This window comes from Achromobacter sp. SIMBA_011 (assembly GCF_046535435.1).
Classification (GTDB): Bacteria; Pseudomonadota; Gammaproteobacteria; order Burkholderiales; family Burkholderiaceae_B; genus Achromobacter; species Achromobacter dolens.
In genome coordinates this window covers 903,203-924,177 of sequence record NZ_JAWRWN010000002.1, presented here as the reverse complement: position 1 = coordinate 924,177, position 20,975 = coordinate 903,203, and the positions used below count along the sequence as shown (strand labels likewise).

Sequence of the window (20,975 nt, the reverse complement as noted above, 5' to 3'; positions counted from 1 at the left end):
GGCTCCTTACGCCTGGACCAGCGGGCCGGGGTTCTTCAGGTACTGGTCGCGGATCGCCTGCGCGGCCCAGTACGCCAGGGCGCCCACCAGACCGGTCGGGTTGTAGCCCATGTTCTGCGGGAACACGCAGGCGCCCATCACGAACACGTTAGGCACGTCCCAGCTTTGCAGGTACTTGTTGACCACGCTTTCCTTGGGATTGGCCCCCATGATGGCGCCGCCGGTGTTGTGCGTGCTCTGGTAGACCCGGGTGTCGTAGCGCGCGCCCTTCTTGCGCACCGCGACGAAGTGCTTCTCCGGCTTCATGGCCTTGGCCACTTCCTCCATCTTGTTGCCCATGTGGCCGAGCATGTCGAATTCGTTGTCGTGCCAATCGAACGTCATGCGCAGCAGCGGCTGGCCGAAGCTGTCCTTGTAGGTCGGGTCCAGCGACAGGTAGGCGTCACGGTACGACATCACCGAGCCGGAGATCCCGATGGTCATGTAGCGCTGGTAGGCGTCCTGCACGCCGGCCTTCCACGCGGTGCCCCAGGACGGGGTGCCGGGCGTGGTGGGCGTCATCTTGATGGGACGGCCGCCGTAGCGGATGTGACGGATGCTGGCGCCGCCGATGAAGCCAAGCGGGCCGTGGTCGAACTGGTCGCCGTTCAGGTCATCCATGCCGACGCCGCCGGCGCCGGTGCCGACGAACGGGTTGAGCTGGGTGCCCTTGGGCAGCAGCACGTTGACCGCGCCGTTCATCTGGTAGGCGTAGTTCTTGCCGACCACGCCTTCGTTGGTCTTGGGATCGTAGGGCTTGCCGATGCCAGACAACAACAGCAGGCGCACGTTGTGCATCTGGTAGGCCGACAGGATCACCAGGTCGGCGGGCTGCTCGATCTCGCGGCCCTGCGCGTCGATGTAGGTCACGCCGACGGCCTTCTTGCCGGTCGAATCGAGGTTGACCTTGATCACGTGCGAGTGGGTGCGCAGTTCGAAGTTGGGCTTTTTCAGCAGCACCGGCAGGATGGTGGTCTGCGGCGAGGCCTTCGAATACATGTAGCAGCCGTAGTTCTCGCAGAAGCCGCAGAAATTACAGGGCCCCAGGCGCACGCCGTACGGGTTGGTGTACGGGCCGGAGGCGTTGGCCGCGGGCGCCGGATACGGATGGAAGCCCACTTCGCGCGCGGCCTTGTCGAACAGTTGCGCGCCATAGGTGGTGGCCAGCGGCGGCAGCGGGAATTCCTTGCTGCGCTTGCCTTCCAGCGGGTTGCCGCCCTCGACGATCTTGCCGTTCAGGTTGCCGGCCTTGCCCGAGGTGCCGCAGACGTACTCGAACTTGGTGAAGTACGGTTCCAGCTCGTCGTAGGTGACGCCGAAGTCCTGGATCGTCATGCCTTCGGGAATGAAGTTCTTGCCGTAGCGCGTTTCGTAGCGCGTGCGCAGTTCCAGTTCCTCGGGCAGCACGCGGTAGTGCATGCCGTTCCAGTGAAAGCCCGCGCCGCCCACGCCCGTGCCCAGCAGGAAGGAGCCATTCTGGCGATACGGCACGGCCACGTCGTCCACGCCATGCCGTATCGTCACCGTCTCCTTGGACAGGTCCTGGAACAGCTTGCCGCGCACGGAGTACGCCAGCTCGTCCAGCACCTTGGGATATTCCGCGTCCTTGGGGGTGTCCTGCATGGCGCCGCGTTCCAGCGCCAGCACGTGCAGGCCGGCTTCGGTCAGCTCCTGGCCCAGGATCGCGCCGGTCCAGCCGAAGCCCACCAGCACCGCGTCCACTTTGTCTTTCTTGATCGCCATCGCTTACCCCTTTTCCCCGGAAATCGACACGGGCCCGTAGGGATACTTGACGTTGGGCTGGTCGACCCAGTCCATGTAGTCGCCGCGCGCGCCCGGGAAACCCACCATCTTCCAACCCACCATGTTCTTGTTGCCGCCGTACATCGGGTCGGCGAAGAAGCCTTCCTTGGTGTTGCCCAGCAGGAAGCTGAAGAAGGTCTTGGCGGGGACCGCGTCGAACTCGATCTTGCCGGCCTGCAGGTCCTTCAGGATCTGTTCCTGCAGGGGCTTGTCGAGTTCGGCGAAGACCTTGCCGTGGGTCTTCTTGCACCACGCGTCACAGGCCTCGATGCCATGGCGGTAGACCTCGCGCGGATTCTGGTTCAACTGGTAGCCGAGCTCCGGCGCCACGTCGGGATGGAACGGCCCCTGCATGTACCAGAGCTTGCCGTGGCCATACGGCGTTTCCATCTGGCGGTCGATGAACTCCGGCACGCCGGCCTCGATGGCGCCGGGGCCGTACTGGTCCGCGGGAATCAGGTGATCGACCGCTGCCACGATGAAGTTCCATTCGGGCTTGGTGAAGTAGGTAGGCTCATAGGCCTTGGCCGAGCGGGCCGCGCCGCCGTCGGCGGCGTTGGTACAGCCCGTGGCGGCCACCCCCACCGCCAGCGTCGACGCGGGCACGATGGCCAGCGCCTGCAGAAACCGCCTGCGCGGCTTTGCATCTTGTGTCATAGACATCTCCGTGAAAATTCCAAGTCGTCCTGGCGCACAGCCGCACATGCACTCCTGGAAACACGAACTGCCGGGCCGCGCCCTGGTGACAACACGCTCTTCTTCGTTACTGAAAAGCAGACCGATCCTTGAAAAGGGACGCAAGGAAAGGTGGCCCTCATTATGCGCTTTTCAGACCAACTGATCTGCTGTTCCGACCGGATCAGATCGATTTTCTTGACTTGGGATTTACTTTTGCATTAAGGACACTGTCAGACGAATTCAGGACTGCACCGCGTCTGTATAGTGCGCAGTCAGCCAGCGGCCACCGCGTACCCGCTTCCGGCCCAATAACAAACGTTACTCACGGAAACGATTCGATGACGGAAAAAAGCAAAACCTGGCGCAGCTCGACCACCACGCGTAGCTGGTCGATGTCGAGCGGCGTCTCGGGCGATCCGCAGGATGCCTTTGGCGGGCTGCGTGGCGTGCGACACGACACCGAAGAAGCCCTCACCGAGCAATGGCGCTACGTCGGCGCCGACGGCGACGGTCGCTTCGAGGTCGAGATCAAGGACGGCGCGGTCACCGTGAACGGGCGCCGCTACGACAGCATGGACGAGGTGCCCCGCGCGGACCGCGACCGTATCGAGGCGGTGCGCGAGGGCCTGAACGACAGCGGCCTGTGGGACGCGCTGCGGGAGGCCGGCGTGGACATCGGCGGCCTGGCGGGACCGGACGCGCGCCACGCCGCCGCCAAGCCGGAATTCATCATCGAAACGGATATCCCGGACGTGCGCAGCGCGGCGCCAACGGCCGCCCCGGGCCCGTCCGTGGTTGACGCTTCGGCGCCCGGCGCGGTGCCGCGCCAAGGCGGCGGCCTGCGCCGCATTGTGCTGGCGGCGGTGGCGGTGGGACTGGCCTGGTGGATCCTGCGGCTGATGGGCGCGGCCTAGCGTCGAGCGATCGACTCGGCGCGCAGGCCATACGGGCGCCGCGGCACGTCATGGAGCGAGCGGTTGGATGGCGGCGGACTCTTGCGCCAGACCTTCGCCTTTTAGGCAATCGTCCTGTCATCGACCGCGCGCTACGCGCTTCGCGCCCGGCCGCGCCACGCGATCATCCAGGCCGCCGTTCCCAGCCCCGCCGCCACGCCAAAGGCCAGCGCCATGCCCCGCGCCACCGCCACTGGCGGCGCCGCCGCCAGGTCGGTCGCGCCCGTCCCCAGCGCGAACACCGCGCCCATGACCGACGCCCCGGTCACCAGTCCCAGATTGCGCGACAGGTTCAGCATGCCCGACACCAGGCCGCGCTGGCGCGCGTCGATCGCCGCCATCACGCCGGTGTTGTTGGCGGCCTGGAACGTCGCATAGCCCGCGGTCAGCAACACGATCGGACCGATGTAGCCCGCCACGCCCAGCGCCGCGGGCGCGGCCGCCAGCAGGCCCGTGCCGACGGCCAGCGCGACCAGCGCCGCGCGCGTGATGCGCCCGGCGCCGCAGCGGTCCACCAGGCGCCCCGCCGGCACGCCGCACAGCGCGCTGACCAGCGGCCCGGCCGACATCGCCAGCCCGGCCCGCGCCGGGCTCAACCCCAGCGCCTGAGTCAGATAGAACGGGCCGACGACCAAGGTCGCCATCATCACCGTGGACACCAGCGCGTTCATCGCCAGCCCCGCCGCCAGGAACGGTTGGCGCAGCATCGCCGGATGCAGCAACGGCGAAGCGGTGCGCGCCTCGGCACGCAGGAACAGCCAGCCGCCGCCGGCCGCGCCCAGCAGCAGGGCGGCATTGAGCGCGCCGAAATGGCCGCCGCCCAGCGTCATCGCCAAGGCGTAGGCCGCCAGCGTCAGCGCCAGCAGCAACGTGCCCGCGAGATCGAAGCGCGCGCCGCCCCCCGCCCGGCCCCGGTCCGCCGGCAGGTGGCGGCGCGCCAGCGCCAGCGCCAACACGCCCAGCGGCAGGTTCACCAGGAAGATCCAGCGCCAACCGAGCGCGGCGATCAGCGCGCCGCCCAGGGTCGGCCCCAGCGCGGTGCCCACCGCCGACATCGTGCCCAGCAACCCCATGGCGCTGCCGGTCCGCTCCCGGGGCAGCAGATCGCCGACGAACGCCATCGTCAACGCCATCATCACGGCGGCGCCCGCACCCTGCAGCGCACGCGCCGCCAGCAGCAGCCACAACGATGACGCCAGTCCGCACAGCGCCGAGGCCGCCGTGAACACGGCGATGCCCGCCAGCAACAGGCGCCGCCGTCCGATCAGGTCGCCCAGGCGGCCCGCGCCGACGACGCACAGCGTGATCGCCAGCAGATAGGCCAGCACGATCCACTGCACCAGGGAAAACGGCGCATCGAAGACTCGCGCCAGGGTCGGCAGGCCGACGTTGGCGCTGCTGGTGCCCAGCGAGGCCAGCAACAGGGACAGGGCCAGGCTGGCCAGCGGCCAGGCGACGGCGCGGGCGGCCGGGACGGAATGCGGAAGGGGTTGCGACATGAAGGTCCGTAGCGGTTGGAAACGGCCGTCCGGCGCGCGCCGGAACAGCCCAGCCGCCAGCGTAGGACCGCCAGGCACATGGCGGAAGACGCAGCATTTGCACTTTATTCGTGCGTTTGACGCCATCTCATGGCCGCGCCGTGATACCGTCGCGCCATGTCCCGCCCCGACCTCAACCTGCTGCTCACGCTCGACGTCCTGCTGACCGAAGGCAATGTCGCGCGCGCCGCCCGCCGCCTGCGCCTGAGCCCCTCGGCGATGAGCCGGGCGCTGGCGCGGCTGCGCGAGACCACCGGCGATCCGCTGCTGGTGCGGGCCGGCCGCGGCCTGGTGCCGACGCCGCGCGCCCAGGAACTGCGCGACCAGGTCAGCCGCCTGGTACAGGAGGCGCAGGCCGTGCTGCGCCCCGCCGAACTGCTCGACCCGGCAAAGCTCTCGCGCGGCTTCACCCTGCGCGTCAGCGACGGCTTCGTCGAATACTTCGGGCCGGCGCTGATCGCCCTGGCCCAACGCGAGGCGCCAGGCGTGCGGCTGCGCTTCGTGCAAAAGCCAGACAAGGACAGCACCCCGCTGCGCGACGGCAGCGCCGATCTGGAAACCGGCGTGATCGGCGCCGCCAGCAGCCCCGAGATCCGCACACGGGCGCTGTTTCGCGACCGATTCATCGGCGTGGTGCGCGCCGGCCATCCGCTGGCCAAAGGCAAGGTCACGGCGGCGCGCTACGCCGCCGGCCAGCATGTGCTGGTCTCGCGCCGCGGCCTGGACAAGGGGCCGATCGACGACGCGCTGCACGCGCTCGGCCTGGCGCGCCAGATCACGGTCATCGTCGCCGGCTTTTCCGACGCGCTGGCCCTGGCGCGCGCCTCCGACCTGATCGCCAGCGTGCCGGAACGCCACACCACCAACCTGCGCGCCGGCATGCACAGTTTCGCGCTGCCGGTGCAGGCGCCCGGCCTGACGATCTCGATGCTCTGGCATCCGCGCATGGATGCCGACCCCGGGCACCGCTGGCTGCGCGACTGCGTGCGGCAGGTCTGCGCGCTCGCTACGCCCGCAACGTGACCCGTTCGGGCCAGCGCCAGGACTGCTCGCGGAATTCCTGCGGCGGCATGTCGTAGGTGCGCCGGAACGCGCGGGCAAAGTCCGAAGCGCTGCCGAACCCAAGCCCGTAGGCAATTTCCATGACGCCCAGATGTGGATAGCGCACCAGTTCCTCGGCCGCCAGCCGCAACCGCAGATGGCGGATATAGGCGCCCAGCCCGCCCTCGTGCTGGAACAGGCGGTACACCGTCGGCCGCGGCAGGCACAGCGCCTGGATCACCGAGTCCGGCGTCAGGCCGGCCTGGTGCAGATTGGCCTGGATGTGGCGTCGCACCTGGGCAAACATCGCCGCCCGTGCGGCGGCGCGGGCATTGCCCGCCAGTCGCGCCTCCCTGCCGAAGGCGGCCAGCAGCAGACGCGCACAGGCCGTGATGTCGGCCTCGGCCCGCGCCCGGTCCAGACCCCGCACCGACTGCGCCAGCGCCGCGACCTGCCCGATCGCCAGCCGCGCCAACGGCATGGCGTCACGCAGCATGCGGCCGTGGATCGCCTGCGGATCCGGGAACACCTCCTGCACCAGATCCGCCGGCACGAACAGCGTCAACAGCCGGCAGGCCCGGCGCCGCATGCGCATCGGCTGGCCCAAGTCCAGCGCCATCACCCGCGCCGCGCCGCCATCGGCGGCGGGCCGCGAGCCATTGCGCACCGTCACCTCGTCAACGCCGCCCTCCAGGAATACGTGCAAGGCGAAATCGCGGATGTTGTCGCGCGAGATGCGCACCAGCGAACGTTCCAGTTGCATGGCGTCGGAACGGCACTCGGTGAACATCAGCGAGCCGGCGCGATAGCGGTCGATGGATGCATTGAAAGGCTGCCGCAGCGCGTCGCGGCTGGGCAGCACGTCGACCACGTGCCCGACCTGGTCGCGCCAGGCCAAAAGCCGGCGCTCAGGCGCCTGCGCCGCCACATCGAAATGATGGTGGGCGATCGCGGGTGGCATGCGCGGCGGTTGGCCGACGGGGTAAGCACTCGGGTTCATGCTTGCGGGTTGCCGCGCGGATGGCGCGGACGGAGCGGGATGCCAAATATGACAAAAAGTAAATTCGGCGTCTCCGACCAAAAAATGAGACGCACGGTATAGCCACGAGACTAACAGTATCTAAGCTTGCCAGGAGATTCCGCAAGACGTACGCGGACTCGGGCCGAAGTACCGCATGCCAGCGGGGCGCCGCGCCGGGACTTCCGACGCGCGCCGCACAGCGATTTCGCGCATTCCCCTCCCGGGGAATGCGCGTTTTTTTGCTCCGGCGCATGCATTTCATGGAGCCGCTACCATATCCCTTTTGCCATCAGCCTGACCGGCCCGCCTTCCCGCCACGCCCATGCCTTCCCTGACTTTCCGCGCCCCCACTCCCGCCGACACCGACCGCTGCTTCGAGATCGAAAACACCGCCTACGAAGGCGACGAGGCCGCCACCCACGCCAAGATCGCCACCCGCATCGCCCAGTATCCGCAGGGCTTCCTGCTGCTCGAGGAGGACGGCATCATCGTCGGCTTCATCAACAGCGGCTGCGCCCACCAGGTGGTAATGGCCGACGAGGCCTTCAAGGAACTGGTGGGCCACGATCCCGACGCCCCCAACGTGGTGATCATGTCGGTCGTGGTGGACCCCGCCCATCAGGGCAAGGGATATTCCACGCGTCTGATGGAAGCCTTCGTCGAGCAGGCCCGCGGCCTCGGCAAGCGGACCATCCACCTGATGTGCAAGGAGCGCCACGTCGCGCTGTACCGCAAGCTCGGCTACCAGTACGTGCGGCCGTCGCCGTCCGATCATGGCGGCATGGCGTGGCATGAGATGGTGATGGCGCTGTAGAAAGCAAAACGGCCGGTCGCGCGCAACCGGCCGCCGGCGCCGCGCCCGGACGCCCCGCCTCAATCCAGTTGGATCCTGGCGCTGTCGATGATCTGCTTCCAGCGCCCCGTCTCCTCGGCCGACAGCTTGGCCAGGTCTTCGCTGCCACCGGGAAACGGCACCGCGCCCTGCTCCGCCAACTGCCCCAGCAGTGCCTTGTCATTGGCAATGGCGATCACCGTGTCCTGCAGCTTGCGGATGACCTGCGGGTCCGTGCCGCCCGGCGCCATCACGCCGTACCAGGATTCCACCACCGCATCCTTGACGCCGGCCTCGGCCAGCGTCGGGATGTCGGGAATCGACGCGCTGCGCTTGTCGCTGGCCACCGCCAGCACCCGTACCTGCCCCGATTTGACGTACGGCAGCACATTGGGCAGGTTGGCGAACAGCACCTGCACCTGGCCCGACAGCAGGTCCGACGTGGCCGGCCCCGCGCCCCGGTACGGCACGTGCTCGAAACGGGCGCCCGAGCGGAACATGAACAGTTCGCCGGTCAGGTGGTTCACCGAGCCGATGCCCGCCGAGGCCATGTTCAGCTTGCCCGGATTGGCCTTGCCGTACGCCACCAGTTCGGCCACCGTCGCGGCCGGCGCGTCCCTGGACACCGCCAGCACGTTCGGCACCGTCGAGAACAGCGCAACCGGCGCGAAGTCCTTGTCGGCGTTGTAGGGCAGGTTCTTCGAAATCAGCGGCAGGATCGACTGCTGCCCCATCGTCGCCAGCAGCAGCGTGTAGCCGTCCGGCGCCGCCTTGGCCACGAAGTTGGCGCCGATGCTGCCGCCGCCGCCCGGCTTGTTCTCGACGATCACCGTCTGCCCCAGCGCCTCGGACATGCGATTGGCCAGCAGGCGCCCCATCAGATTGACGGTGCCGCCCGGCGCGAACGGCACCACCAGCGTGATCGGCTTGGCGGGATAGGCGGGCGCCGCGTGGGCCGCCGGGTTGAGGCTCAGGGCCGCGGCCAGCGCCACGGCAAGTTTGGGCAGTGCTTTGAACATGACGGAATTCCCCTTGGTTTGATTCATACGGCGGCGCCTCAGGCGGCGGCCATACCGTTTTCCTGATGGACCAGCGCGCGGGCGCGCCGTTGCAGCGTCTCGCGGGCGTCGGCGGCGCGTTCGCGCGCGGCGTCGATCGCCGCCTGGCGCGCGTCAAGGACCGCGTGCTGCTCACGCAGGCGCGCCCGCACCGACCGCGGCGCCGGGCCGCCCGGCGACAGGCGCGCGGCCACATTGCGCACCGGGTCGAGGCAGGCGGCGATATCGTCGGCCGCCAGCGCCACCGGCCGGCCAAGCTGTTCCTCGGCCGCCGCCACGATCATCGCCGGCGCAATCGCGCGCGCCGGCAGGCCCTGCTCCAGCGCCTGCCGCACCACCGCGCCGATGATGTGGTGCGCATCGCGAAACGACGCGTCGGCCTGGCGCACCAACAGGTCCGCCAGGTCGGTCACGGTCGAGAAATCATCCGCCGCGCGCGCCGCCATGCGCTCGCGGTTCGGCGCCACCTGCTCGACCAGCAGGTGGACCAATTCCAGCGCTTTCAGCGCCTCCTCGCAGGCCTCCCAACAGGTGCGGGTGCTTTCGCGGCTGCTGTCGCCCGAATGGGTGAAGTGGGTCGACTTGACCGTCGACAGCGCCGCGCCGGTCAGGCCGATCAGGTGGCCGGTCTTGCCGCGCAGGTATTCCAGCACCGCCGGGTTCTTCTTCTGCGGCATGATGCTGGAGGTGCTGGCAATGCTGTCCGGAAACGACAGATAGCCGAACTCCGGCGTCGACCAGATGTAGAAGTCCTGCACCATGCGGCTGCAGGTGATCATCATGATCGACAGCGTTGCGCTCAGTTCCAGCGCAAAATCGCGCGAGGCCACGCTGTCCAGCGCATTGGCCAGCGGGCCGCTGAAGCCCAGCATGGCGCTGGTGCTGTCGCGGTCGATCGGGAACGAGGTGCCCGCCAGCGCGCAGGCGCCCAGCGGCGAGGCGTCCGCCGTTTCCAGCACGTGCGCCAGCCGGCCGATATCGCGCGACCACGCATCCACCAGCGCCGACAGGTAATAGCCATAGGTGATCGGCTGCGCCGCCTGCATGTGGGTGTAGCCCGGCATCACGCAATCGGCATGGCGCTCGGCCTGCGCCAGCGCGGCGCGCGACACGCCGATCAGCGCGCTGCCGATGCGCGCCGTGAAATCCCGCGCCCGCATGCGGTCGATGGTCGCGCCGATGTCGTTGCGGCTGCGGGCGGTGTGCAGCCGGCCGCCCAGTTCCTGCCCCACGGCCTTGATCAGGTGCGCCTCGTAGTTGAAATAGGCCTCTTCGCGCGCCGCGTCCAGCTCGACCGCGTGCGGGCCGTCGGCCTGCATTTGCAACAGCGCCCGCGCCAGCCGCCGCGCGGCGTCGTGAGCGACGATGCCGCGCTCGCGCAGCATCAGCAGGTGCGCCAGGTTGATCTGCGTGAGCATGTCGAAGTTGGCGAAGAACTCGCGGTTCAGGCGCGGCAGGAAGAGATGCTCGAGCACCTCCTTGGCCAGGGGTTGCTTGAGACGGGCGCTGACTTTGGATTCCATATCGGTCCGGAGGGAAACAAGGAAAGCCGTAGTCTCCCGCCGCGCCAATTCATACGTCAAATCAGATCTTTACGGCTTCTCATACAAAAATGATATGATTTGCCGGCTTGTCTCCCGACCGTCAAACGCATGAATTTCAAACAAGTCGAGGCCTTCCGCGCCGTCATGATGACGCGCTCCATGACCACCGCGGCCGGCCTGCTGCACACCTCGCAGCCCAACGTCAGCCGCTGGATCGCGTTGCTGGAAAAGACGCTGGGATTCGTGCTGTTCCAGCGCGTCGGCACCCGCATCATTCCGACGCCCGAGGCCGAGGCCTTCTACGCCGACGTCGAACGCGCCTTCATCGGCCTGGAATCGCTCAACGACAGCGCCAGCTCGATCCGCCGGCGCGGCACCGGCCTGCTGCGGGTCGGCGCGGTCGGCTCGATCACCCAATGCGTCCTGCCCGACGCAATCCGCCTGTTCCGCGAAAAGCATTCGGACATCCCGGTGGTGGTCAACACGGGCGGCTCCGACGCGGTCGCCAAATGGCTGGCCACCGGCGTCTGCGATATCGGCTTCTGCTCGCTGCACACCGATCTGCCGGGACTGCGTTACGAGCGCATCAACACCACACACGGCGCCGCCATCGTGCCGCGCGCGCATCCGCTGGCGGCGCGGGCCGCGCTGACGCCCGCCGACTTCCGCGACCAGGACTTCATCTCGCTGCCGGCCGGCAGCTTCAACCGCGCCGCCATCGACCGGCACTTTCCCGACGACACCCGCGTGCTGTCGATCGAAACGCCGTACGCCACCACCATCTGCAGCATGGTCGGCAAGGGGCTGGGCGTGTCCATCGTCAACCCGGTGGTCCCGCGCGCGCTCGGCATCGCCGAGCTAAGCGAAATCCCGTTCTCGGAAAAAGTGGAGTTCCACAGCTACGCCGTCACCTCCGAGCACCACCCGGTCAACTCGCTGGCGCGGCGCATGGCCGATTGCGTGCGCGAGACGTTCGCGGCGTTGGAACGACCGCCGGCGGCGCGCTAGCACGCCGGCAGCGCCGGCGCTCAACGCGCCGCCCGCCGCCGGCCGGGCTTGAAGCCGTGGCCCCTGGCGCTCCACGCCACCGCGATCGCCACCCCCAGCAGCGCCAGGATGCCACGCGGCAGCGCCTGCGCGCCTGCCGTTTCGAGCAACACCCCGCCCAGCGCCCCGCCCGCCGCAAAGGCCAGGTTGAACACCGTCACCAGCATCGATTGCGCCACCTCGGCGCCCTCGCCCGCGGTATCCGCCAGCGCCGTCTGCAGCAACGTCGGCGCGCCGCCAAAACTCACGCCCCACAGCGCGATCGCCACGAATACCGCCGGCCCCGTCGCCCACCCCAGGCCCAGCGCCAGGGCCACCAGCGCAAACACGCCCAGGCTGGCCAGCACCAGCGCCCGCAGGCCACGATCCACCAGCAGGCCCGTCATCCAGATGCCGCACAGCGCCGCAACGCCAAAGACCAGCAGCGCCGCATCCACGCGCCCGGCCAGGCCGCGCGCCGCCATGAAAGGCGCGATATAGGTGTACAGGGTGTAGTGCGCGAGGATCCAGAACAGGATGACGGCCAGGACCGGCCGCACCCCCGGCGTCATCCAGACCTGCCGTAGCGGCAGGCGGCGGCGGGCAGCCTGCCCAGGGTAATCGGGCACCGAACGCAGCACCCATGCCGCCAGCGCCACGCTCAACCCGGACAACGCGCCGAACACCGCGCGCCATCCCGCCAGCTCGCCCAGCCACGCGCTCAGCGGCACGCCGAACGCCAGGGCCATGGGAATGCCGACCATCGCCACCGCCATCGCGCGTCCCTGCAACGGGCCCGGCACCATCCGCCGCGCATAGCCGGCCAGCAGGCTCCAGGCCAGTCCGGTGGCAATACCGGCCAACAGGCGCGCCGCCAGCGCCAGTTCGAAATACGGCGACAGCGCGGTCACCGCATTGCCGACGATGAATCCGGCCACCGACAACAGCAGCGCGAGGCGCCTCCGCCACGCATGCAGCGCGATCGTCAACGGCATCGCCGCCAGCCCCGAGCCCAACGCGCAGGCCGTCACCCACTGCCCCGCCCAGCCCTGCGACACGCCGAAGCCACGCGCAATCTGCGGCAGCAGGCCGGCGGCCACGGTTTCATTGGCGGTCGCGATGAAACTGCACATCGTCAGCGCCAGCAACGCCGCCATCGGCAGCCGCGGCGCAGCGGCCTGCCGCTCCGCGCTTGCCGCCGCCCCGGAAATTCCGTTCATGGTTCGCACTCCTTTGCCCCTCAGGGGCCACACGCCGATTGAAGACGCGCCAGTGTGCTTCTTGCGGATTTATTTGATAATTGGCCTATTCATTGAATGACTTTCAAATCTGGATTTGAAATGGCGACGGACCGATTGGGCGATATGCGTTTATTCGTGGAAGCGGCGGCATTGGGCAGCCTGTCGGCGGCCGGGCGCAAGCTGGGGCTGTCGCCCGCCGCCGCCAGCGCGCGGCTGATCAAGCTGGAGACCGCGCTGCGCACCCGACTGTTCCATCGCAGCACGCGCCAACTGCAGTTGACCGACGAAGGCCGCCTCTACCTGTCACACTGCGAGATCGCCCTGCGCGCCGTCGAGGACGCCGAGGCCGCGCTGCACGCGGGCCAGAACGCAGTGCGCGGCAAACTGCGGATCTCGGCCTCCGCCGATTTCGGCCGCCACCTGCTGAGCCAGTGGCTGGACGAATTCAGCGTCGCGCACCCGCAGTTGAAAATCGCGCTGACGCTGTCGGACTCGCTCTCGAACCTGTTGCAGGACGACATCGACCTCGCCATCCGTTTCGGTCGGCCGCAGGACGGCGCGCTGGTCGCCCGCCCGCTCGCCCCCAACTGGCGCGTGCTGTGCGCATCGCCCGAGTATCTGGCGCGGCACGGCATGCCGCGCGTGCCCGCCGATCTGGCGCATCACACATTCGTCGTGCTGGTCACCGCGGCCGGTCCGTTGAACACCTTTCACTTCGCGCGGGACGGCCGGCCCGAGACCTACACCGTACCGCTGGACCAGGCCTGGGAAACCAACGACGGCGCGCTGGCGCGCCGCTGGGCGCTGGCCGGTCGCGGCATCGCCCGCAAGACCATCTGGGACGCCGCCGACGACATTCGCGCCGGACGCCTGGTGGCCCTGTTGCCTGAATACCGCGTGCCTGAAGCCGGCGTGCACGCCGTGTTCCACGGCACCCGCTACCTGGCGCCGCGCGTGCGGCAATTGCTGGATTTCCTGGTGGAGCGCTTCGCCCGCGCCAGCGACGGCCTGCCGGCGCAGGCATCAACGCGAACCGCCCCGTGACCGGCGGCCGGCCCGCAATTGACGCGCTAGGCCGTCCTGCCCATCACCCGCGCCAGCACGCGCTGCGCGCAGAGCTCGCGGTCGGCGCCATCGGGGCGGGTCGCGGCATCGCGCATCAACCCCACCAGTTGCGCCTTGCTATGAGCCAGCCGCGCCTCCAGCGACTGGATCTTTTCCACCTTGCGCCGCAACGCCGCCAACAGCGCGGACGGATCCCAGCCATCGCGCCCGAGCGGCAACAGCGGCCGGATTTCGTCCAGGCCGAAGCCGGCCTGCTGCGCCGCCGTGATGAACGTCAGTGCCAGCATGGCCTCCGGCAGATAGGTTCGGTTGTCGGCGTGCGGGCGGGTCACCGTCTTGAGCAGACCGGCGCTCTCGTAGGAATGGATCCGCGATGGAGCCAATCCGGTGCGTTGCGCCAATTCCCCGATATTCATTCCTGACCTTGTAGAAAAACACCGGCGAAACGCCGGTAAATGCATGGCCGCGAGCCATGCGACGATCCGCCACGGCGCGCGGCCCGCGGCGAATCGCGGACTGCGCGGGCTTACTTGGCAGCGGCGGCAGGCGCGGCCTGCACCTTGTTGGGCGGACGCACCGGCACGGCGGGCAGCGGCGCGGCGCCATCCGGCTTGACGAAGGTCAGCGTGGCCACATAGCCGATGGCGTCGTAGTGCTCGGGTCCGCTTGCGCCCGGACGATCACCCGGCGTGCGGTCGATGTGCATGGTGCGCAGCACGTACTGCGTTTTCCACGGCAGGCTGAAATGGGCCTTGCCCTGCTCATCGGTGTAGGCGGTCTGTTCCCAGCCCGAGTCCACCATGGCGACGAGCTTGGTCTTGGGCAGCGGCTGGCCCTTGAACACCACCTGGAACTGGCCGGCCTGCCCCGTGGGGACGATGTCCATGACCAGCTTGGGCGCCGTCGCGGCGGCCGCGTCGGGCACGTAGCGGGCATTCATCTGGAACCAGGTCTGCAGCGGTTCGCCGCCATGCTTGAACGTGCGCAGCGTGTTCATGGGGCCGTCGACCACCACGCCGTCCTTGCCACCCACCTTCTGCGACAGCGTGAAGCCATCGGCGGCCTTGGTCGCCGTCAACGGCACCTCGCCCTTGGCGGTGAGCAAGGTCGCCGTCATCTTGTCAAAGCCGTCCAGGTATCCCGGCGAGGCTTCGCGCAGGTTCTCGGCGAATTCTCCGAAACGGATGATGGCGGGCTTGCCCGCGGGCTGTTCGATCCAGACCTGGTGGGCCTGCGCGGTGGCGGTCAGCGCCAACGCCGCGATCGCGAGTGACAGGGTTTTCTTCATTGCGTGCTCCGGAAAATGAAACGTGGGAGTGAACAGCCGGCGCGCCGGGCGCATGGCCACGCCTCGCTCCGTTCCGGGGGAATGGAAAACCGCGCCGCGGCGATCGACGGCGCTCGCTCGGTCCGAGCATTGAATCCTGGCATTCGAAGACAACCCAAAATCACAAAGGAGAATCAATCAATCACGATTATGTAAAACGACCTGGGCATGTCAAGGAAGCGACCCGCCGCCGAATGGCCCCCGCGCGGACCGCCGCCATGCACCGTCGGTCTCGTGCGCAGCGGCCTCGCGCGGCGCGCCGGACCCACGCGAAACCGCCTGGGACGGAGAATCAAAATCGGACTCTTCGTCGGCCGGCCCGGCCCCGGCAATGTCGGCAGCCTGGCGGCGGCAGTCGCGCCGCCGTCGCGTCATCAGGCCGCCGCGCCCACCCGGCCGCGCAGGCCGTCGACGATCACGCCAAGTCCGAACTCGAACGCCGCCTCGGCATCCATGGCCCCGGCCAACTCGTTCCCGCCCACCGCCTCGTCCGCGCCCCCTTGCGTCATGGCCGCGCGCGCCTGTTCCTCGAGCACGCAGCCCAGCGTGTACTGCCCGGCCGCGAACAACGCCATGCCCGCCTGCTCCCGGGTGAAGCCGGCGCCGACCAGGTAGGCGACCTTGCGCGCGATGCCCGCCAGATCGCCCGGCCCCGGGGCCGTGCCTGCGTGCAGGCGCGCCCCGTCCCGATGGGCCAGCAAGGCGCGGCGGAAGCTGCGCATGTTGTCCGCGAACCAAGCGGGCCATTGCGCCGCGCTCGCCGGCACCGCGAGTGTGTGGTGCCGCGCCAGCACGGCCGACGCCATCTCGCCGAGCAGCACCGACTTGTCGCGGAAGTGCCAGTAGAGCGTCGCCGACTCGACGCCAAGCTGCTGCGCCAGCCGCCGGGTCGAGAGGCCATCCAGCCCCACCTCATCCAGCAGCTCGAGCGCCACGTCCACCACCTGTTCCCTGCGGATTTTTGCCATGGTTGATTTCTCTAACAGTGATAGATTAAATTATCAGTGATAGATTTTACCCAAGAAAGGTGTCACATGCCCGCATTTCCCTCGCGTACCGCCGTCCTGATCGTGGGCGGGGGCCTGGTCGGTCTGAGCGCCGGCCTCTTCCTGCAACGGCTCGACGTTCCGTTCATCCTCGTCGAAAGGCAACAGGGCGTCTCGCCCCTGCCCCGCGCCCGCGGCATCCACACCCGCACCATGGAGCTGTTCCGCCAGGTCGGCGTGGAGCAAGCGGTGCGCGCGGCGGCCGACGGCGCCTGGAAGCAAGGCGCGTTTGGCGGCGCCCGCCGCGGCGCCACCCTGGTCGACGCGCAACCGATCATCAACATCCCGGCCATGCGCGCAAAAATGGCCGCGGCCGGCGCCTCGCCCACCGGCTTCGTGGCCTGCCCGCAGACCTGGATCGAACCGGTGCTGCGCCACGCCCTGCAAACGCGGGGCGGCGATGTGCGTTTCGGCCATGAAATGCTGGCGTTCGAGGACTCGGGCGCCTGCGTCAGCGCCCGGGTGCGCGGCCCGGACGATCACGAATCGGTCATCGAGGCGGATTGGCTGATCGGCGCCGACGGCGGTCGCGGCGCCATCCGCCGGCAACTGGGCATCGGCAGGACGGACACGGCCGCCCCTCAACACCTGGTCAACATCTTTTTCCAGGCCGACCTGGCCCGCGTCGTCGAAGGCCGCACCTTCAGTCAGTGCGAAATCGCCAACGACACGGTGCGCGGCCTGTTCCTGGCGATGAACAACACCGACAAGTGGTCGTTCCACCTGGAATACGATCCGGCCCTGGGGCCGCCCGCCGACGACGCCCTGCCGGGGCTGGTGCGGGCGGCGATCGGGCTGCGGGATCTCGAGGTCCGGATCCTGCAGCACGGCGCCTGGAACACCGGCGTATCCGTCGCCGATGCCTATCGGTCCGGCCGCGTTTTCCTGTGCGGCGACGCCGCCCACCTGATGCCGCCCTGGGGCGGCTTCAACGCCACCACCGGCATCGCCGACGCCCACAACCTGGCCTGGAAACTCGCCGCGGTCATGCGTGGCGAGGCAGTTCCGGATCTGCTGGACAGCTACGACGCCGAGCGGCGCCCGCTGGCGCTGCGCAATGGCCGCCAGGCGCTGCTGCGCACCGACTTCGACACCCGCTTCGGCATCGAGACCGAGCGCAATCGCGACAGTTTCAGGGAACTGATCGACCCCGGCGCCCTGATCCTGCGGCACCGCTATCCGGCAGCCGGGGCGCCCACACACGCCGAGGCGCCGGCCGCCGTTGACGTCCTGCAGGCCCAGACCGGCACGCGCTTTCCGCACGCCTGGATCCAGCGCGGCGCCGAGCGGCTCTCGACGCTCGACCTGTTCGGTGACAGCTTCGTCCTGCTTGCCGGTCCGGCGGCATCGATCGCGGCATCGACCCGCGCCAGCCTCGATCCGGCCACGCCCCGCGTGCTTGCCGCGGGCCGCGACTTCGTCTTCAGCGACGGCGACTGGGGCAGCCTGACGGGCCTGGCGGACAGCGGCACGGTGCTGGTGCGGCCCGATGGCTTCGTGCTGCGTCGCTCGGATGACGGCGCATGACGACGGCCGGCCTCAAAGATCGAGCTGGTCCAGCAGGTCCTTGAACAGGTCGCGCTCGGGCATCTCGTCCAGCGCGATGTCCGCGTCCACGAACCACGATTTCCCGGCTTCGGGATGCGGGCCGCTCAGGACCACCAGGCCGCGCTCGAACGAATAGCGGGCCGCGGCCAGATCGCCATTCTCGTAGGTGGCGATCGCGTGAAAGCGCGCATCGCCGGGTTGCGACCGCAGGTAGGGGCCGTCCTGGAAGAAGACGCTGTCGTCCCTGCCCGCCCAACGGACAGCGACCGCCGCGTCCTCGATGGTCTTGATCGGGAAGCCGGGGCGGCCGACTTCCGAATCCAGGTCCTGCGCGATCAGGCCCAGGTTGGACGCGTCGGCGAGGTAGGCGCCCATGCACAGCCCAAGATAACGTCCGCCGCGCGCGACGAAACGGCGGATCGCGTCCACCCGCTCGTCGCCCAGGCTGCTCAGCGCGGCGGGAATATCCTGGCCGCCGCCCGGCTGCACGTACACGTCGTAGCGCGCCAGGGTGGCGTCGGAGATGTCGATCGGCTCGTCGGGGCCGACGAAGTCGACCTGATAACGCGCGTCCGTCTTTTCGATGGCGCGCCGGGCCGCGGCCGCGCAGGAGTCGCACGCGGCCGGCCCGCGATACACCGCGACACGCACGGACCTGTCCGCGGTGCCGGCAAGCGCCGCGGCGGGCGCCGCCAACGATAGCGCCAAGGCCAGAAGCAGGAAACGCAGGAACGCCATATCGACCCGTCAAAAACCAAAGTATAGGCAAGTCCGATTACGCCCCCGCGTCAGTCCAGTCCCGTCTTGCCGGGCGCCCAGTATGCCTTGGCCATGATGCGTCCCGAGGCAACGCCCAGCGCTTTCAACGCCTGGCGCAGGCGCTGGATGGTCGACGCCCTGCCGGTCAGGATGAAGGCCGCGCCCGCGGCCGCCAGTGGCGGCAGGCGATGCTCGATCGCATCGAGATGCGCGTCGCCGGCCTGCCGGCCGAACAGTTCGACCGCGTCCAGCCCGAGCCGCGCCAGCGCATCGCGAACAGCGGCCGCCTCGTTGACCTCGAGCAGGCAGCGCGCCTCGCCCCCCATCGCGCGTTGCAGGGCGCAGGCGACGCCAATCGAGGTCTCGTCGCCCAACAGCACGCAGGCCCCCACGGAGCGGTCGAGATTGAGCGACGCGCGCGGACCGAACACATCGCACGCCTCTCCGGGCTCGACGCGTTCGGCCCAGGCGCTGCCGGGGCCGCCGCCATGCGAGTACGCCACGATGCGGGTGCGTCCGGTTGCGGCGTCCCAGTCCATCGGCGTGTAGGTCCGCGCGACGAAGGCCGACCCCATCGCGATCTGCACTTTCTGCCCCGGCACCCAGCGCGCTTCGCGGAACGCGGGACTCTGCAGCGTCAGCAGGCGCAAGCCGCCCGCCAGGCTTTCAGCCGCCATGATGCGCGTCGGCTTCATGAAAAGCCGGGTGAAAGCGCGGCTCATGCGGCCCTGCGAGGAATTCGTCATTTCTGCGCGCTCCCCGTTCATCGCGTCACGATGGTGAATTCGTTGCCGCGGCCCTCGGTGACCGGCAGCGGTTGCGACAGATAGCCGTTGGCGGGGTCGCGCACGTAATCCAGGTAGTCGTTGCCCTGCGTCCAGGCGTTCTCCGCCAGGATCGGGGCTCCGCCGCGCAAGTGCGGCTCGAGCAGCTTGAGCACCGGCAGGTAGAGGCTGAAGGCGCCGTCGAGCAGCACCAGGTCGACTTCGCCGTCGACCTGCGCCAGCGTCTCGCGGGCGTCGCCGACACGGATCTCGACCAGGTCCGCCAGGCCGGCGGCCTCCAGGTTGGCGCGGGCGCGCGCCGCCTTCGCCGGCTCCAGCTCGGTGCCGATCAACTGGCCGCCCCCCATGTCGCGCAAGGCCGCGGCCAGGTAGATGGTGGAAATTCCCATCGACGTGCCGAACTCGACGATGCACGTGGCCCGCCGCGCCCGCGCGCATTGGTACAGGAACCGGCCGTACGCCGGGGCGACATTGAGGAAGTTGCCGGCGTAGCCGCGATACACGCCGCGCAGGTCGCGCCGCTCCTCGGCCACCATGTCAGCGATGATGTCGGCATAGGCCTGCTCGGACAGCGCGGCCATGCCGCCTTCGAACTGGTCCATCAGGCCCTTGTCTGCGATCTCCGCCTCGGCCAACAGGCGTTGCAGGGTGTGGGCGACGCGCCCGCTACTCAGTGAATCCATGATTGCTTCCTTTGGCAATGAACGGTGGCGGATCGCACCGCCGTGCCGCCATCGTAGGAAGCCCTGGATCTGGCAGCATTGGTAAACTACGCCAACAAATTCCGAATTCCTGCCAATCCCGCGCAATCGCCGCCATGCCCGTCCTGACCAACCTCGACGACGCCCCGGAATGGACCGATCCCGACCTGGTGCCGCGCCCCGTCGTGACCATGGGCGCCGCCGGCATCGACGTGGCCAGCCTGGACCTGCACGGATTGGATCGGCTCGAAAAGGACTTCCATCGCCATCGCAAGGCGCAACTGATGCTGTTGCTGCGCGGCGTGCTCACGTGCGAGCTCGAAGGCGCCCTGTGGCTGGTCCCCCCGCAAAGCGCGCTGTGGGTGCCAGGCGATGTGCTGCACAAGATCACCGCCGCCGGCACCATCGAGGTCTACGTCGCCTTCGTCGAACCCGCGGTCGCCGCCGACCTGCCCGCCACCTGCTGCGCGGTGTCGACCACGGCGCTGCTGCGCGAACTGGTGATCCGCTCCGCGCAACTGCCGCTGCTGTACCCGGAAGATGGCCCCGCCATGCACCTGGTCTGCCTGCTGCTGCATGAATTGGCATGCGCCCCGCTGGGCACCCTGCACCTGCCGATGCCGTCCGATCCCCGCCTGCGCAAGATCGCGCAGCTCATCATGGAGCATCCCGCCGACCGCGGCACCATGCGGAGCTGGGCGCGGCGCGTGGGCCTGAGCGAGCGCACCCTGGCGCGGCTGCTCACGCAGCAGACCGGCATGAGCTTCGGCCGCTGGCGCCAGCAATTGCATCTGATGCTGGCGGTGAAATGGCTCGGCACCGGCGCGTCGGTGCAACAGGTGGCCGATGAACTGGGCTATGAAAGCGCCGGCGGCTTTGTCACGATGTTCCGCAAGGCGCTGGGGACGTCGCCCGCACGCTACATGGCGCAACGGCGCGCGGCGGGCTGAGCCCCGGCGTACGGATCGCG

20 protein-coding genes are annotated in these 20,975 nt (G+C 68.9%); 7 read left to right on the top strand and 13 right to left on the bottom strand.

The genetic code is table 11. The annotated features are described in order from the left end of the window. Positions 1-6: 6 nt before the first annotated feature. Entirely contained in the window at positions 7-1,782 is a 1,776-nt protein-coding gene (locus SB816_RS11425) for a GMC family oxidoreductase (RefSeq protein ID WP_049073370.1), read from the bottom strand. A 3-nt stretch (positions 1,783-1,785) separates the two neighbouring features. Then, complete coding sequence (locus tag SB816_RS11420) at positions 1,786-2,499, bottom strand: gluconate 2-dehydrogenase subunit 3 family protein (protein WP_049073369.1); 714 nt, start codon at positions 2,497-2,499, stop codon at positions 1,786-1,788. Between the two features lie 359 nt (positions 2,500-2,858). Here SB816_RS11420 and SB816_RS11415 point away from each other — a divergent pair, with 359 nt between their 5' ends. Continuing rightward, complete coding sequence (locus SB816_RS11415; RefSeq protein WP_144657751.1) at positions 2,859-3,434, top strand: hypothetical protein; 576 nt, start codon at positions 2,859-2,861, stop codon at positions 3,432-3,434. A 131-nt stretch (positions 3,435-3,565) separates the two neighbouring features. On the opposite strand, the gene SB816_RS11410 is transcribed toward SB816_RS11415, so the two are convergent. After that, on the bottom strand, positions 3,566-4,972 hold the full coding sequence (locus SB816_RS11410) for an MFS transporter (protein ID WP_410546993.1): 1,407 nt from the start codon (positions 4,970-4,972) through the stop codon (positions 3,566-3,568). Between the two features lie 156 nt (positions 4,973-5,128). On the opposite strand from SB816_RS11410, the gene SB816_RS11405 reads away from it, so the two are divergent. After that, complete coding sequence (locus tag SB816_RS11405; protein WP_054502351.1) at positions 5,129-6,034, top strand: LysR family transcriptional regulator; 906 nt, start codon at positions 5,129-5,131, stop codon at positions 6,032-6,034. Here SB816_RS11405 and SB816_RS11400 read toward each other — a convergent pair. Next, positions 6,018-7,052, bottom strand: coding sequence for an AraC family transcriptional regulator (locus SB816_RS11400; RefSeq protein ID WP_410546992.1), 1,035 nt, complete (start codon positions 7,050-7,052; stop codon positions 6,018-6,020). The two genes, SB816_RS11405 and SB816_RS11400, sit on opposite strands and share 17 nt — an antisense overlap. A 343-nt stretch (positions 7,053-7,395) precedes the next feature. Between SB816_RS11400 and SB816_RS11395 the strand changes: the two genes are divergently transcribed. Beyond that, on the top strand, positions 7,396-7,887 hold the full coding sequence (locus tag SB816_RS11395) for a GNAT family N-acetyltransferase (RefSeq protein ID WP_410546991.1): 492 nt from the start codon (positions 7,396-7,398) through the stop codon (positions 7,885-7,887). 59 nt (positions 7,888-7,946) lie between these two features. Here the strand turns inward: SB816_RS11395 and SB816_RS11390 are convergent, their stop codons facing one another. Together SB816_RS11390 and argH are read right to left on the bottom strand one after the other, a co-directional pair. Continuing rightward, on the bottom strand, positions 7,947-8,924 hold the full coding sequence (locus SB816_RS11390; RefSeq protein WP_410546990.1) for a Bug family tripartite tricarboxylate transporter substrate binding protein: 978 nt from the start codon (positions 8,922-8,924) through the stop codon (positions 7,947-7,949). Between the two features lie 38 nt (positions 8,925-8,962). After that, complete coding sequence (gene argH, locus SB816_RS11385) at positions 8,963-10,486, bottom strand: argininosuccinate lyase (RefSeq protein WP_410546989.1); 1,524 nt, start codon at positions 10,484-10,486, stop codon at positions 8,963-8,965. 129 nt (positions 10,487-10,615) lie between these two features. Between argH and SB816_RS11380 the strand changes: the two genes are divergently transcribed. Then, complete coding sequence (locus tag SB816_RS11380) at positions 10,616-11,515, top strand: LysR substrate-binding domain-containing protein (protein WP_144657759.1); 900 nt, start codon at positions 10,616-10,618, stop codon at positions 11,513-11,515. 20 nt (positions 11,516-11,535) lie between these two features. On the opposite strand, the gene SB816_RS11375 is transcribed toward SB816_RS11380, so the two are convergent. Next, positions 11,536-12,753, bottom strand: coding sequence for an MFS transporter (locus tag SB816_RS11375; RefSeq protein ID WP_410546988.1), 1,218 nt, complete (start codon positions 12,751-12,753; stop codon positions 11,536-11,538). Between the two features lie 120 nt (positions 12,754-12,873). Between SB816_RS11375 and SB816_RS11370 the strand changes: the two genes are divergently transcribed. Continuing rightward, a complete protein-coding gene (locus tag SB816_RS11370; protein ID WP_410546987.1) occupies positions 12,874-13,818 on the top strand; it encodes a LysR substrate-binding domain-containing protein in 945 nt (314 codons plus the stop codon). A 26-nt stretch (positions 13,819-13,844) separates the two neighbouring features. On the opposite strand, the gene SB816_RS11365 is transcribed toward SB816_RS11370, so the two are convergent. The 3 genes from SB816_RS11365 to SB816_RS11355 form a co-directional block, all read right to left on the bottom strand. Beyond that, on the bottom strand, positions 13,845-14,255 hold the full coding sequence (locus tag SB816_RS11365; protein WP_410546986.1) for a MerR family DNA-binding protein: 411 nt from the start codon (positions 14,253-14,255) through the stop codon (positions 13,845-13,847). A 110-nt stretch (positions 14,256-14,365) separates the two neighbouring features. Then, positions 14,366-15,127: a cobalt ABC transporter substrate-binding protein gene (locus SB816_RS11360; protein WP_054502343.1), complete on the bottom strand. Its 762-nt coding sequence runs from the start codon at positions 15,125-15,127 to the stop codon at positions 14,366-14,368. Between the two features lie 413 nt (positions 15,128-15,540). After that, entirely contained in the window at positions 15,541-16,134 is a 594-nt protein-coding gene (locus tag SB816_RS11355; protein ID WP_054502342.1) for a TetR/AcrR family transcriptional regulator C-terminal domain-containing protein, read from the bottom strand. Positions 16,135-16,200: 66 nt separating this feature from the next. Here SB816_RS11355 and SB816_RS11350 point away from each other — a divergent pair, with 66 nt between their 5' ends. Next, positions 16,201-17,739 carry an FAD-dependent monooxygenase gene (locus SB816_RS11350; RefSeq protein WP_410546985.1) on the top strand — a complete coding sequence of 513 codons (1,539 nt, stop codon included), beginning with the start codon at positions 16,201-16,203 and terminating at the stop codon, positions 17,737-17,739. Between the two features lie 12 nt (positions 17,740-17,751). On the opposite strand, the gene SB816_RS11345 is transcribed toward SB816_RS11350, so the two are convergent. From SB816_RS11345 to SB816_RS11335, 3 genes are read right to left on the bottom strand one after another with little or no spacing between them, the layout of a single operon-like run. After that, positions 17,752-18,498 (bottom strand): BPL-N domain-containing protein, encoded by a 747-nt coding sequence (locus SB816_RS11345; RefSeq protein ID WP_175189490.1) that lies wholly within the window; start codon positions 18,496-18,498, stop codon positions 17,752-17,754. Positions 18,499-18,548: 50 nt separating this feature from the next. Then, a complete protein-coding gene (locus SB816_RS11340) occupies positions 18,549-19,265 on the bottom strand; it encodes a siderophore-interacting protein (protein ID WP_269875519.1) in 717 nt (238 codons plus the stop codon). Between the two features lie 17 nt (positions 19,266-19,282). Then, positions 19,283-19,987, bottom strand: coding sequence for an O-methyltransferase (locus SB816_RS11335; RefSeq protein ID WP_064528853.1), 705 nt, complete (start codon positions 19,985-19,987; stop codon positions 19,283-19,285). A 134-nt stretch (positions 19,988-20,121) separates the two neighbouring features. Between SB816_RS11335 and SB816_RS11330 the strand changes: the two genes are divergently transcribed. After that, on the top strand, positions 20,122-20,955 hold the full coding sequence (locus tag SB816_RS11330) for an AraC family transcriptional regulator (RefSeq protein WP_144657769.1): 834 nt from the start codon (positions 20,122-20,124) through the stop codon (positions 20,953-20,955). The last annotated feature ends 20 nt before the right edge of the window (positions 20,956-20,975 follow it).